Annotated in this window: 14 protein-coding genes; 3 read left to right on the top strand and 11 right to left on the bottom strand. The window is 35.4% G+C overall.

The features are described 5' to 3' along the window. Position 1: 1 nt before the first annotated feature. From EA365_08205 to EA365_08180, 6 genes are read right to left on the bottom strand one after another with little or no spacing between them, the layout of a single operon-like run. A complete protein-coding gene (locus EA365_08205; GenBank protein TVQ45408.1) occupies positions 2-1,561 on the bottom strand; it encodes a hypothetical protein in 1,560 nt (519 codons plus the stop codon). After that, positions 1,521-2,480 carry a glycosyltransferase gene (locus tag EA365_08200; protein TVQ45407.1) on the bottom strand — a complete coding sequence of 320 codons (960 nt, stop codon included), beginning with the start codon at positions 2,478-2,480 and terminating at the stop codon, positions 1,521-1,523. The genes EA365_08205 and EA365_08200 overlap by 41 nt, the downstream gene beginning before the upstream one ends. Further along, complete coding sequence (locus tag EA365_08195; protein TVQ45406.1) at positions 2,470-3,588, bottom strand: hypothetical protein; 1,119 nt, start codon at positions 3,586-3,588, stop codon at positions 2,470-2,472. The genes EA365_08200 and EA365_08195 overlap by 11 nt, the downstream gene beginning before the upstream one ends. Positions 3,589-3,590: 2 nt before the next feature. Further along, positions 3,591-5,045: an MBOAT family protein gene (locus tag EA365_08190; GenBank protein TVQ45405.1), complete on the bottom strand. Its 1,455-nt coding sequence runs from the start codon at positions 5,043-5,045 to the stop codon at positions 3,591-3,593. Beyond that, positions 5,026-6,846 carry an HTTM domain-containing protein gene (locus EA365_08185; protein ID TVQ45404.1) on the bottom strand — a complete coding sequence of 607 codons (1,821 nt, stop codon included), beginning with the start codon at positions 6,844-6,846 and terminating at the stop codon, positions 5,026-5,028. The genes EA365_08190 and EA365_08185 overlap by 20 nt, the downstream gene beginning before the upstream one ends. Then, a complete protein-coding gene (locus tag EA365_08180; protein TVQ45403.1) occupies positions 6,831-8,198 on the bottom strand; it encodes a UDP-N-acetylmuramoyl-tripeptide--D-alanyl-D-alanine ligase in 1,368 nt (455 codons plus the stop codon). Before EA365_08180 ends, EA365_08185 begins: the two co-directional genes overlap by 16 nt. A gap of 178 nt (positions 8,199-8,376) precedes the next feature. Here EA365_08180 and EA365_08175 point away from each other — a divergent pair, with 178 nt between their 5' ends. After that, on the top strand, positions 8,377-9,636 hold the full coding sequence (locus tag EA365_08175) for a hypothetical protein (protein TVQ45402.1): 1,260 nt from the start codon (positions 8,377-8,379) through the stop codon (positions 9,634-9,636). A 27-nt stretch (positions 9,637-9,663) separates the two neighbouring features. Here the strand turns inward: EA365_08175 and EA365_08170 are convergent, their stop codons facing one another. The 4 genes from EA365_08170 to EA365_08155 form a co-directional block, all read right to left on the bottom strand. Beyond that, positions 9,664-10,014: a VOC family protein gene (locus tag EA365_08170; protein ID TVQ45401.1), complete on the bottom strand. Its 351-nt coding sequence runs from the start codon at positions 10,012-10,014 to the stop codon at positions 9,664-9,666. A 4-nt stretch (positions 10,015-10,018) separates the two neighbouring features. Then, positions 10,019-10,447 carry a DUF2996 domain-containing protein gene (locus EA365_08165; protein ID TVQ45400.1) on the bottom strand — a complete coding sequence of 143 codons (429 nt, stop codon included), beginning with the start codon at positions 10,445-10,447 and terminating at the stop codon, positions 10,019-10,021. Between the two features lie 69 nt (positions 10,448-10,516). Next, a complete protein-coding gene (locus EA365_08160) occupies positions 10,517-12,220 on the bottom strand; it encodes an ABC transporter ATP-binding protein/permease (GenBank protein TVQ45399.1) in 1,704 nt (567 codons plus the stop codon). A gap of 62 nt (positions 12,221-12,282) precedes the next feature. Then, on the bottom strand, positions 12,283-12,642 hold the full coding sequence (locus EA365_08155; GenBank protein TVQ45398.1) for a hypothetical protein: 360 nt from the start codon (positions 12,640-12,642) through the stop codon (positions 12,283-12,285). A gap of 127 nt (positions 12,643-12,769) precedes the next feature. Between EA365_08155 and EA365_08150 the strand changes: the two genes are divergently transcribed. Both EA365_08150 and EA365_08145 read left to right on the top strand, forming a co-directional pair. After that, positions 12,770-13,318, top strand: coding sequence for an FAD-binding protein (locus EA365_08150; protein ID TVQ45397.1), 549 nt, complete (start codon positions 12,770-12,772; stop codon positions 13,316-13,318). Then, positions 13,293-13,541 carry a hypothetical protein gene (locus EA365_08145; protein ID TVQ45396.1) on the top strand — a complete coding sequence of 83 codons (249 nt, stop codon included), beginning with the start codon at positions 13,293-13,295 and terminating at the stop codon, positions 13,539-13,541. Before EA365_08150 ends, EA365_08145 begins: the two co-directional genes overlap by 26 nt. Positions 13,542-13,698: 157 nt before the next feature. Here EA365_08145 and EA365_08140 read toward each other — a convergent pair whose 3' ends face one another. Next, entirely contained in the window at positions 13,699-14,580 is an 882-nt protein-coding gene (locus EA365_08140; protein ID TVQ45395.1) for a DUF4351 domain-containing protein, read from the bottom strand. Positions 14,581-14,622: the final 42 nt, after the last annotated feature.

Genomic DNA, 14,622 nt, shown 5'->3' with positions numbered 1-14,622 from the left:
CCTACTTATCTAAAGGATAAACATAAGCTGTTGAGGTATCTAGAAATAAATTTGCTTGTTCAAACAAGATATTATTCTCTTCTATTTCTAAAACGGGCCAAATATTAGTTAAAGGGATAACCAATTTATATTTAGCAGAGATATAATAATCACCCTGTTGACAGTCAGGAGTAATGATCAAGTTTCTTTTAGTTATATAAGTATCTAGATAATCATATTGATTGTGAACTTCTCGTTTACCTGTTTTCTCGGGATAACATATTCTTGATTCTGGGGGTATTGCTGCTAAAATATTAACAACATCATTAACCGCCATTACTCTATGTTGACCATATTTACTAGCTAAGTATTTACTAGTATGATGTAGATTAATACTTATAGATAGGACAATTAAACCAATAATTATCAATTTAACTACTTTAGGGATAAACTGATTACCTAGGGTTAAAACAGTAAAAATTATTGGCGCAAATAAGATAAGTAACTTATAAGTTATAAAGAAATATTGTCCTTGAAAATTAGCTGCAGCATAGAGAAAGATTAACCAAGTTAACATTAAACAACCTAAAATTACTTGATTACCTTTGAATTTAATTAACCCTAACAATGTTACGGCAACAATAAAAATAGCAGATAACCAAACACTTAAGGATGATTCACCAATAAAATACGCTTGTTGTCCTAACTCTAAATAATCTTTGATAACTAGTAGTTTTGACCATAAACTAGTTTGCTCTGAACTAGAAGTAATTAATTGTCTAATTTTTCTACTGTTATTAAAATTACTAGCTATTTCTATTTTCCAATAAAGCAATAAAGCTAGATTAGTAGCAATCACCGCAACTATTGGTAATAAAAAATGATACTTATCCTGACGTTTTTGATAAATAAACCAGAGAGAAGTAATTATAAAAACTACTGGCATCACGAAGAGGGTACTAGAGTGTAAACTGACTAAGATAGCTAACACTATTCCCGAAGCTATCCAAGCAATTACCTGTTTAGGTAAAGAAGCTTGACTAGTCATTTGATAATTATATAACAACACAAATAATAATAAGAAAAAAGGGGTAGGACTAGGGTTAAAATTAAAATTACTGATAAATATTTCTGGAAAAATTGTACTATACCAAAATCCAGCTACACCAGCTAAAAATATTCGTTGATCTCTAGCTAAATTAGGTAATAACAAGTAAACTAAATACATTAATAAAAGAATTGATAAAAAAGAAAAGACACCATTAGCTAAAGCTTGATAAACAGGATTTGGACCAAAAATAGTAAAAGGGAAAACCAGATAATAATATAAAGGTGGTAAATAATAATTGCCTTGAGAAGCCCATGGACCTAAATGAGGGAATTTTCCTGACCAAATACCCATATAAATAAAAGCATCTCTAATTTGGTCAGGATCTGGCCCTATATCAAAAGTATTATAAGTAAAAACAGCAATAATTCTTGTAAAAAACCCGAACAATATCCCTAAAGCAATTAAAATTAAGCCGATAACTTCTAATTGGTTAGTTGGGTGGATTATCTTGTTTATCTTTGCTAAAACCATAGGATTCTCTGATTAGATATAAAGGTCTTCTTTTAACTTCTTCATAAACACGACTCAGGTATTCTCCAATAATTCCTAAACTAATTAGTTGGATACCCCCTAAGAATAAAATAGCCACAATAAGTGAAGCGTAACCTGGAACATCAATACCAAAAATAAGGGTACGCAACACTAAAAAACTAGCATACAATAAAGAGATAAAAGAGATAAATAAACCTAAATAACTCCAAATTTTCAGAGGAAGAGAACTAAAAGAAGTAATACCCTCGATCGCTAAATTCCATAATCGCCAATAATTCCAGCTAGTTTTCCCCTGAAAACGCGGTTGACGTTCAAATAACACCGAAGTTTGCTTAAAACCCACCCAAGCGAATAATCCCTTCATAAAGCGAGTTTTTTCGGGCATTTGCTTGATTGCTTCTATTACTTGGCGATCGAGTAAACGAAAGTCACCAGTATTCGGGGGAATGGCAATAGGGCTTAAATTACTGATAGTTTGATAAAAAGCTTTAGCGGTAAAACGTTTTAACCAACTCTCCCCTTGACGAGATTTTCTAGTAGCGTAAACAACATCATAACCTTCTCGCCATTTCTGTAATAACTCCACAATTAATTCTGGTGGATCTTGTAAATCCGCGTCAATAGGAATAACCGCATTACCATTAGCGTAGTCTATTCCCGCACTCAGGGCAATTTCTTTACCAAAATTCCGAGAAAGATTAATAACCTTAATCACGGGATAGCGTTGATGATATTGCAGTAATTTAGATAATGTCTCGTCTTTACTCCCATCGTTGATACAGATAATTTCGTAAGTTATTGCTAAATTATTTATCACTATAAACAATCTCTCAAAGAGATAGTCAAGATTAGACTCTTCGTTATACATAGGAATAACTATGGAAACCTCAATACTCATGTAACTTCTTAATCAAGACAACTTCTCTAGGGTTAGTTTGTAGCCATTTTTCCCTATCCTCACGAATGTTAGCCAAATGTTTTTCTATATTCTCACTAGTCAAGAAAACCCCAAAATCTGGGGGGATTCCTTCTTTTTGAGTCTGGAATATTCTCGCTAAAATTAAATCACCAATTTCTGGAGTATAGTGAGACTCATCTATATAATTACTCATGTAATCAGCAAGAGGTTCTCTTGTCACGCTATTATACCCCGAAAAATCCCAAACGGTAGTAATTCTCGTTATTTCTCGTTTCCAATCCTCAAAAATTTGCCAACGTCCCGTAATATAGATAGCTTCTAATCTACTAGCGTGCGGAGGAGAAATAAAGACTATTAAGTTAATTTCATTTTCTTGACAAAGTTGCACAATTTTCTCAAAATCTCTGAGATATTCAGGAGATAATTGATAGTCAGAATGCAAGCTAAAATATTGTCTCAGGGAACTTTCAAATCTTCTCACTGTCTCTCCATCATTGGTATCAGGATTAACCAGAAAACCATTCTGACTCTTTTCTCTCCCTGGTTGATTTAAACTAGCTAACAAAGTGTTATGACTCACAGATAGAGTACCAACAGAAAATAAAGCATTAATTCCATCAAGAGGAGTAATAAAAGTTTTACCTAAACGATGTTCACTAAAACTAGGTTGATTACCCAAATCAGCGTTGAACATAAAAAAATCCAAACCGAGGATAATTGTTTCTAAGTCTGGTTGATTAGTCAGAGAATGTTCTATGTATCTTAATAATTCATACATATTAGCCCCATTGAGACCTAAATTATAAACAGGTTGTTTTCGTTCAAAGATAGGATTGTTGGGGTTTATACCTTGTTTGACGCGGGAAGAACCAACTATAATTGTCTTGGGTTTGATTCTGATAATATCTAAAGCTTTATAGAGTCTGTCGTTATTATCTTTTTCTGGTTTAATATGATTTATCCCTAAAAAGTTAGGAGTATTAAATACCTGATAAGGATCAATTAGCCAATTAAACCCTGATACCGTAACCAGAGGGAGACTAGTAAATAACAGTAGGAGTAAATTAAATTGACGATATTTACTCATGGTTAAAATTGAAAGTATAAAAATTCAGAAACTCGATTCAGAGACAATAGGGATACACTGGCTAATAAACCGATAACTAAAGCCCATCTCCAGTTAGGTTGAAACTTAGCCATAATTTCTTGGGTATTCGGAGTAAAGGCAACAATAATTGTCAGTATAGCTAAAATTATTATACTTAGAGATTTACTTTCCCAAACTAGGGGTAAATAAGCTAACTTAGTCCAGGATTGTAGTTGTATCCCTAAATGAGTGATAACCGCTAACTTACCCTCTGCTTCACCAGGTAAAATAATACCATGTAAACCCATTAGAGTTTGGGCGATCGCTATCCCATCAGATAAACTTTCAGCCCGAAATAATCCCCACCCTATCACTACTGCAACAAAAGTCAACCCCCACCCTAACCAACCAGGAAGAGGTTTATTTAATTTACTCCAAGCGTGATTAATACAGAGATACATTCCCTGTAACCCTCCCCAAAGTACAAAAGTCCACCCTGCACCATGCCATAGCCCACCTAGTAACATAGTGGTGAACAAATTACCATAGCGACGGATTTCACTGCGACGACTTCCCCCCAAAGGGATATACAGATAATCTTTCAGAAAATTAGACAAAGTAATATGCCATCTGCGCCAAAAATCACTAATTGAGGTAGCCTTATAGGGAGAGTTAAAATTAATAGGAAGATTGATATTAAATAATAAACCCAAACCAATCGCCATATCCGAATAACCCCCAAAATCAAAATAAAGCTGAAAGGTATAAGCTAATACTCCCACCCAAGCTTCAATAAATACCACCTCATGAGAGTGATTAAATACTGTTGATACCCAAGGAGAAAGATGATCAGCAATGAGGACTTTTTTAGCCAATCCTAAGCTAAATAAACTCAATCCCATCGCCAGATTTTGTTGAGAGAGTCGAAATATTGCAGGTTTTTGTAATTGGGGAATTAATTGATCATGACGTAAAATAGGACCTGCGATTAATTGGGGAAAAAATGTCACAAAGAGACTATAGGTGATTAAGTCATACTTATTTTCTTTAGTTTCTCCGCGATAAACATCTACTAAATAAGCAATCTGAGTAAAGGTATAGAAGGAAATGGCTAAAGGAAGGATTATCTCTGTTAAGCTTAGGTTAATTCTCAGAGAATCAAGAAAAAAATCAGCGTATTTGTAATAACCAATTATCAGTAAATTAACTCCGATTCCTAACCCTAGAAATAATTTAGCTTGATTGCTTTTGGGTTTAGTAGCTAAAATGACGTTTCCCATTTGATAGTTAAAGAGGATAGAAAACAACATCAGTGGTAGATAAAAAGGATTCCAATAAGCATAAAAAAACAACGAAGTTATGATTAACCAGATTAATCTACCTTGCTTGAGTAGGAAAAATACTATTAAACTTATGGGTAAAAAAAGGAAAATAAACTCAAGGGAATTGAATAACATAACGTTCAACCTTAGTAACAGTTTGTTTTTCTCCTGGAGAGACAGTGGTTTCATCCATAAAATAAATGGTTAAACTTTTAATGTGTTGACTATCTAGATTATTTTGATTCCATTCTCTTACTAAATAAGCTGCAAATTCTGGTAATAATATGTCCCCGATTGAACGATTTAATCTAATAAAATAAGACCGCCATTGCATATTTTTTAAGACTTTATTTCTTTCTTTTCTAGTTGGCTTATCCCAAGTAATTGTTCCAATTTGATTGCGTAAAATATCAACTTCTGAGCCATCTTTTAAGGTAGCTGTAACCACGTACCAACCATCATCCATAGGAGGATTAGGAGCAAAAATACTCCAGGATTGATCTAAACGAGTTAGTTTAGCCAAGGGTTCTAATCTATTAACAGTACGACGATTCAAGACTTGATATTGAGTTTCTACCCAAGGTTTTCTTAAATCATCTCGCCAATATAGAGTATTAATAAAAGTTCGCCAATTCCACAAAGAAGCTAAAGCGAATAAACTCAAAGTAATGATATTTAAAGTTAAAGAAGACTTGAGAATAAGGGGACGAAATTTTAAAGGTTTAATAAAAGTTCCCGCTAGTTGACGATTATTGGCGATCGCTGTGTAGAATTTATTACCCCAAAATGATATTAGCTTCTGACTCATAATTATCCCTAAAGGGAAGAAAACTGGTGATAAACTGACTACATAGGTTAAACCTTGCCATTTATAATAACGTTTACTTTGACAATCTTCTATAACCCAAGAATTATATCTCTCTAAATCAGTATAAATAGAAGGATAATCCTGGGCTGGTAAGAGAGGAGTTTTTGGTAAAATTAATAAGGTTCTTAATAAATGGACGACTTTTTTACAAAAGCCACAATCTGAGTCATAGTAAATTTTTAATCCTTGTCGAGAAGGAGTATCTAACCTTTGCTGTAAACCATCCCAAAACTCACTAGGAAGAAAAACTAACCAAGTAATAATTCCTAAAGCAGGAAAAAGACCAATCGTAAAGATTAAACCAAAGGAAAAGTGTAACCCCACAAATAGACTAATCGCTAAATAACGACAAATTTTTGCACTGAAAATAGGTATTAAGGGTAATAACACAATCAATGGTCCTAAAAGTTCAAACCAAAGGGTAAACCAGGTTAAAAACTTGAGAATACTATCAGGTAAAGATAGTAATAAGTTACTCACAGGAGTTGCATAATAGTCAAAACTTAAAGAATAATAAACAGCATCACCATTTTGCCAAAAAGGACTTTGATGCTTATAAGCTACTGACCACATATAAAAGTAACAAATCTGGAAAATTAAAGCAATAGTTGCTCCAGATAACCATCTTTTTGGTAAGGGTTGGTTATGATTATTTAAAGCACTATCAAAAGAATAAGTAGCCCCTAAAGGTAAAAACATCGACCAAAATAATAAAGCCCTTAAAACGTCATCTCCTGCAAACAAAATAAAAGGGTTACGATTGTGTAAGGAAATCATCATTACCCAAGTGGCGATCGCCGCTAATCTGGTACGATATCCCACTAAAAAACAGATAGCGATTAATAAAGCAACCCAAAAAATCAACCACTGTACCCAAGGATAACCACTAATTGCATTAATAGACCAATAGAAGTTATCCGTTAATAGCTTACGCGGAACAATCCCTGAGTCGCTATAATGGGCTTTAACATCTCCCCAACGTATCCACAAATCAATTATGACGATCGCCCCTATTCCTAAACGAAATATAGCGAGGGAACGCAAGTCAAAACCTAGTATTTTATCCATTGATTGTATAAGTCTTGCACTACTCGATCTAATTGTACAGAACGAGAAGCTTTAAATAAGAGGCGATCGCCAGGGATAATTAATCCTTGTAAATAGTTTAACAACTCTTGGTGGTTTCTAAATATTTCTGTCTCAACACCAGTAGCACCTAATGCTATAGCTTCGGTAGCAGGTTCATCAGCTAAGATACATAGACATTGAATACCTAATTGTTTCACCTTTTCACCCACCCGATGATGAAACTCAAGACTATAATCTCCTAACTCCTTCATCGTACCTAAAACAGCGATATGACGTTGACCGGGGGATTGTTTGAGCATTTCTAAAGCTGCTTCCATGGATTCTAAACCCGCGTTGTAGGTTTCGTCCAAAATTACAATATCTGGTTCAAGGTGATAGGTTTTAGCCCTACCCTTGGGTATATTAATTATTAGCCCCTGAGTTAATGGTTGTAGATCAATTCCTAAGACTTTAGCTACAGCTAACGCTGCTAAATAATTAAGCGCGTTATGTCTCCCTGGTAACGGTAAAGGAAACTCTAAACCATCTACTCTCAACTTGTCTGGATTGATTAACTCACCTTGTACATCCCCACCCTCTAAACCAAAAGTAACCGTTTTACCTTGCCAAACTGCTCTTGCCGTTTTGATTAATCTTGGGTTATCATAGTTAAGTATAGCGATCGCCTCTGGAGACATTTGAGCTAGTAACTCACATTTAGCCTGTGCAATCGCCTCTGTTGAACCCAACCTTCCTATGTGAGCTGTACCTACGTTAGTGATGACCCCAATATTAGGTCTAGCTATCTTTGTAAGAAGGGCAATTTCGCCCCTAGCTCGCATAGCCATCTCAATCACCCCGTAGTCATGCTTAACCTCTAACTCTAAGAGCGTTTTGGGTACTCCAATCTCGTTGTTCTGGTTAGCGTGAGTCTTTAAAACCTCCCCCTGAGTACTTAACACCCCCGCAATTAACTCTTTTGTAGTAGTTTTTCCTACTGAACCAGTTACAGCAATAATCGGGATAGGCAGTTGATTACGCCACCATAAGGCTATCTCTTGATAAGCCTCTAGGGTGTTTTCAACGATAAATTGTGGTATTTGCTTAAGTAAACTCACTGAAACAAGTTTATCTACAATAATAACACTCGCACCTTTACTAACAGCAACATCTAAGAAATCATGACCATTAAAATTTTCGCCTTTTAAAGCTAGAAAAGCTTGATCAGGTTCTAAACAACGACTATCTGTACAAATTCCTGTGAGAAAACGATTAGTCAAATCTACTGAATTGATAATTAGACTAGGTCTAATAATCTTACTGAGTTGAGCAAGAGAAAACCGTAAAGACATAAGTAAAATCAAGAAAAAAAGAAAAATTACCGCAAAAACAAGGAGAAATTAACCCCAAAAAATAGGTAAGAAAGCTGTACTCATTTTAGAAGATTATGCCTTATAATGTAATTTAAACGGTGAGCTTTAACTAAAGTAGTTCACGACTTAAGGATGGCTAAAAAAGGTGGTTACATCAGTGAAAGAGAGTTTCCTCCAAAATACCAGTCAAGAGGAACAAATAATCTATGATCACCTACTCGAATGTGTGCAACATCAATCCCCAGAAGAGGTGATCGATGCTTTTCGTTGTCTTTTTATCAAAGGCAAAGACTATCGCGATCATCAAGTTCGTATAGCCCTAGCTAGAATAATTAACTCTAAAATAGGAGAACAACAGTTTAATTATATACTGAATAGATGTTGTCATATTCTGGTTAACCGTTGGCAAATGCAACCGCAGTATCAAACGGCTATATCCGCTTTGTCTGAATTATTCGAGCACCTAGCCCCTCCTACATCTACTTACTCAAATACTTCTGCTCGACTCAGAGAACTAGTAATCGAGTTTAGCAAAACCGATCACTATCTCAGACTAAAACGTCTAGGAAGAGTAATTACCCAAGGAAAAGATACAACCTATGTAGGGAATCTGATTAATCGTTATCCCTATCTCTATGAACATTACTTACTCTCAGAAGATAGTAACTTTGAAGATCAAAGAACAGTTAGACAACTACAATCGAAATCGCAACAACGCTTTGAACTAGATTTATCTAAATACGTAACCTATAAAGTTAGACAAGTACAGGTAACCCGTAAACCAGACTTAATCACACCGAATAAATCGATAATTACACCCATAGACAATCCAACCTTACTAAGCGATCGCGAATTAGGTATGGCTTTAAAACAATTCGTCGGGACAATAGAAGGAGGTTATAGCTACAGAGACCTCTCCCAAAGTTTTCTGACTCACACCAGTCAAACCAAAGACTATAAAACCTTTAAAGACGAACTATACCATTATCTGATTACTTCTGTAGATACTAAATACGGCAGACATAAATTTAACGAGAAACTTTATAAAAGAATCCAGACAACCCTACCCCATTGTGATAGTAAAAAACCCGACGAATTCCTGGTCTTACGTACCACTAGTCAACTCCTCAATTTCCTAGTGGTAGAAAGTGGTGCTAACCCCAATCACTACATCTTCATGGACTTAATTACTAATATGGGAGCAACACCTACGGTAGGATTACTCCTTAAAGTAGTTTTACTCTGTCACAAAGTCAAACCCTACTTAGAAAAACGCTTCTCTATCCTCTTTGGTCACTACGAATCCTTTACCAAAGAAGGTGTACCCTGGTTAGTTAAAGCCTTAGAAAACATGAATATCGCTTTTAGCGTTAACTTCGGTAAAGCTGACCTATCTTTCTTAAGACAAATGATGTAAATCCCGCTTAAAAAGCGGGATAGTTGACTATTTAGCTATAGGTTGTAACAAACTGAGTAAGTGTCCATCAGGGGTTCTTACCGCTGCTACTTTACCAAAAGAAGGCTCTCTAACTCTACCCTCTAGTTTAGCACCTAAGCTCTCTAATTTAGTCAAAGTATCCTGTACATCGGTGACATGAAAACTGAGGATAGGTGAGTTACTCCCCTCTACTCCTTCTCCCGCTGCGTGAAGGGCGATCGTCGTCCCATTGGCGTCTAATTCAGCCCAACCAGGACTAGACATCCTAATCGGTAAACCCAAACCATCTGCATAAAATTTAGCAGTTGCTTGTACATCCTTGACCATCAACATTACGTGTTTGAATTCAGCAGTCATAAATTTAATTCCTACTTAACCACTTTTGACCATTCAGACGTTGTAGAGTATATAAAACCAGCAAATCTAGAGTGATTTTACGTTCATCAATCATAAAAGACTCAATCGTACTAGGACTGGTATTGAATGTACTATAAGAAAAAGCCTTCTGACCACTGATACTCTCTTCTAGAAAATAAACATTAAAACGACGTTGACCATCTAGAAACTTTCCTTGTACTTGCCAACAGTTCTGACCATTCCCTGCTATGGGTAAACTATCTTGGGTAAATTTTAGCTCAATATCTTCTATCCCTTCACTCTTTAAAGCCTTTTCCAGCGCACCTAAAAAATGCTGTTCGATAAATTCCCCAAAGGGTTTATCTTCTAATGCGGGAGGTTTTGCTTTCTTAGCCGCGGGTGGCTTGCTTTGGGGTTTAGCTTCTTCTACCATAGTCAGAGTGATTCTAGATCTTAACTTTTTACCCTAAAGCTTACCAGATTCCCCGAGAAAAGGCAATAATTATCTTAAGTTCTTAAGTGGTTTCAATTGCCAGATTTGCTCCTCAGACAGTTCTAACAACAAATCATGATACTTAGTTAAAGTGGGACGATGTCCTACACTAACATAGGTTGTCCCCGTACTTCTTAAATGAGAGTAGAGACTTTCTTCGTTATTAATATCTAAGGCGCTAGTAGCTTCATCTAATACAGCATAAGCGGGTTTAGTAACTAAGATACGCGCAAAAGCCACTCTCTGTTGTTCCCCTAGCGATAAAACATCTCCCCAGTCTTTCTCTATCTCTAAACTACCAAATCTACTGATTAAATCAGGAAGGTTAACTAAGTTGAGGATTTTTTCTAACTCCCACTCTTCTATCTCTAGGTTACCCTTGGGGTAAAGTAATTGTTCTTTTAGACTTCCTAAAATCATATAGGGACGTTGGGGCAGAAACAAGATATCATCTAAATCAGGACGATTAATCTTCCCACTTCCAGAATTCCATAAACCGGCGATCGCCCTTAACAGAGAACTTTTCCCACAACCACTCGCACCCATAATCAATAAACCCTGTCCTGGTTGTAAACTTAAAGAAAGATCCTTAATCAATGTTCTTTGATAATTAGGGGTTTGTAGGGTTAAATTATCAAAACTCAAACTCGGTTTAATGATTGTTTCGATCGTATCATAACCATTAGTTTCGGAAATCGACTGAGGTTTGGAGAGATACTCTTCAAAGGAATAAAGACGATTAATCCCCGCAGCGAAACTAGTTAGAGATTGGAAACGGCTTACAATTATATTAAGGGAGAAAAACACCCGCAAAAATGCTCCCGTAGATTCTTGTAGTTTCCCTACTTCTAAATCCCCGTTTAAAATACTCGGTCCAATAATTAAAGCGGGAATAATATAGGGTAAAAATTCATAGGTATTTGTAAAGATGCCTAAATAAATTTCTTGCCAGATAATCAAGAGATTAAAATTATCAAAGACTTCCACAAAACTTCTTTTTACCTGGTTATTTTCTCTATTTTCTCCACGGTAAAAAGCGATGGACTCGGCATTTTCCCTAACTCTGACTAACCCAAACCTAAAATTTGCTTCTTTTTTCAGTTGGTTAAAATTAAGTTTAATTAGTTTTTTACCAAACACGACAACCGTTACGATTGTGCCTATTACACCATAACCTATCAAAAAAATTACTAAAGGTTGGGATATTTTCCAGAGAACTACACTAAAGGCGATTATCTGTAAAATTGATTGAGCAAAAACTAATAAAAATAACAGAGAATCTTGCGAAAAACTGCGGATATCTTCTGAGATACGTTGGTCAGGGTTATCTATATCATTATAAGCATGACTAAGATTATAAAAAGCCCGATTACCAAAATATTTACCCAAGAAATGATAAGTTAACCAACGTCGCCAATATAAACCTAACCTTCTTTGTAAATAACTAAATCCAGCAAACAGGGGTACATACACTACTAACACCCCTAAGTATATCCAGACAGTGCGCCAAAATCTAGAGGTATCCTGTTGAGACAAAGCCGAAAAAAGCTCACCCTGTTGAGTATTTAACTGTACACTCAATTGGGTATAGGCTACTAATAAGACAGCTAATAAAGCTAACAGGGTGAGTGCGCCTTTTTTTTCTTCTCCTAACCAATAAAGTTTAGCGATCGCCCAAAATCTTTTAACAACAGTCAGGTTAATTCGATTCATCCAGCCAAAGTTACTAATTTTTGGTGATTATAGCATTATTACAATTAGTAACTCGCTATATCTCAACGAAATCTCGATAGAGGTACTGTCCCACCCTGACTAGGTACATCTCCATGATTCTGTTTTTCCCACTCATAAGGGTTTGGCTGGTTTTGTTCAAAGATAATCAAGCTATCTTTTGATTCTGTTCTCATTTGATAAGTAGGCGCTTCATTATTGGGATAGTTATCACCACCTACACTCCAACTATCCGTTTGATTGTTTATACCGTCTAGATTAGCTAAATCCGCGGCTGATCCTTCTACTGGTTTTAATTCCTCTACCTCGGTTACTGGTATTGGTTGAGTTTCTGTTTGGGCTAAAACAGGTACAGAATTTAACCCCAGGTTTAGTAATAATACACTTGCTAATATAACTTTCATGATTCTAATCAAATTAGTCACGTTATTTTTTATTCTACTATTAATTAATCAAGAGATTGTTTTAGTTATAAAAATTTAATATTTAATCCAATAAAAGTAAGCTTAAATACTCATTAATTGTAATAGTATTTTAACTATTCAACTACAGAAACTACTCAAAAAAGCCTACACCAGACGTAAATTCCTGAAAAAAGTTACTTTAGCCACAGCTACAGCCATAACTACCAGTCTAGTATCTCCGAGATTACCCGTAAATAGTCAGAGTCCTCCTCATGTGGCGATCGCTGGGGGTGGTTTAGCAGGTTTAAACGCAGCTTATCAACTACAAAAAAACGGTATCAAAGCAACAGTTTATGAAGCGAATAATCGCTTAGGAGGAAGAGTTATTTCAATTACTTCTAGAGTAGGTAAAGACTTAGTATCAGATTTAGGCGGGTCTTTTATTAATGTAAATCACCAAGATATGCTTAGCTTAATTGATGATTTTCAACTAAAATTATTTAATCGTAACGAACACGCAGAATCTCTTGATTATCCTTTGGTTAAATATTATCTCGATGGTCGCAGTCTTTCTGAAGCTGAACTAGTAGAAGCATTAACCCCAATTGCTACACAAATAGGGGAAGATTCAGGCTTGATTTACAGCGATTATGAAGAAAACTCAATGGACATCTAATCCTCTCTCTCAAGGTAGTTATACTAGTTTTAAACCTGGACAATTAACTGAGTTTAGTGAATTTTTTTATGTAGAAGAAGATGGGGAAATATCCCAAGAAGTAAGAGTAGATCAACTGATTTTCGCAGGAGAAAATTTCAGCGATGAATTTTACGGTTATATGAATGGTGCTGCTCAAACGGGTAGATTAGCTGCTCAGATTATTATCAGAGAAATTGGTTAAGAAATTTGACATTATAAGTTTTATGGTTTTCTCGGCATTATATAGTTATTTAATAATCTTATTGGTTATAGGGAAGAGAGGGTGTAGGGTGTAGGGTGTAGGAAACAATAATTAATTCTTAATTCAGAATAACACCGTTCCACCGTTCCACCTAACCCTAAATTATTTTATTTCTCAACCAATTCTCTAAATCTGCTTGACTAGTAAAATCCATTAAATCTTCGGCTAATGTCTCTAAAGATTCTAAATTTAATTGAGAAATTGTTGTTATTAAATCAGGGTTAATATTTCCTAATTTTTTAGTTAATAATCGCTGAATTAGACTTAAAGCCTCTTCAGTTTTAGCTCTGGCTCTATCTTCTTGATATAATGGTGCTAGTCTCATGATTAACTCACTCTCTTCTGTGTTTGTACTTGGTTGATTAACTTCTAAATTCTTTTGTAAGGTATAGAGTATCTCTAGAATAACTGATTTAAGAGGATTATCTGGAGATAAGTTGATTAACTCTTCTATTGCTCGTTGTTGTACTTTTCCCCTTCCTAATAATCTTAACCATAAAGTCTCACTAGTAGAGGGTAACTGGTGTATCACTATTATAGCCGCTCTTAATAGATTAGCCAAAAAGTAGATACCTTCTCCCCAATCGGATTGAATCTCTCCACCACATTGACTCAGTATTGCTTTAGACGCTGTTGGGGTAATAATCCAGAGTCGGGGTAAGTCTGAATCTAAGATAGTTTGCTTATTTCGGTTACCTTCACGGTATAATTGTGCTCTAACGGCTAAAAGTTTGAGCAGACAATCGCCAATTTCTCTAGGAGTAACGGGATTACGGTAAGGTTCAAATAGAGACTTTGTCGCTGCTAGTTTAGCTAGGATACCCAATTCAGTAGGAAGTGTCGCAACGGTGGGGTTAAAATAAAGGTCGATTTCTCTGATTTCGTCAGAAAGTTGTTTAGCCACTTGTACTTCTCCATAAGGAGTTAAAAGGGTTTCGAGATAATCTTTATTAAATTGGTCATAGATAAATCTAGTCAAGGTAAAATGATCTCTATAGTTATTTAATAATCTTATTGGTTA

Source organism: Gloeocapsa sp. DLM2.Bin57 (assembly GCA_007693955.1).
Taxonomy (GTDB): domain Bacteria; phylum Cyanobacteriota; class Cyanobacteriia; order Cyanobacteriales; family Gloeocapsaceae; genus Gloeocapsa.
The sequence above is the reverse complement of the archived record's forward strand: the minus strand, read 5'-3'. Positions and strand labels throughout refer to the sequence as shown.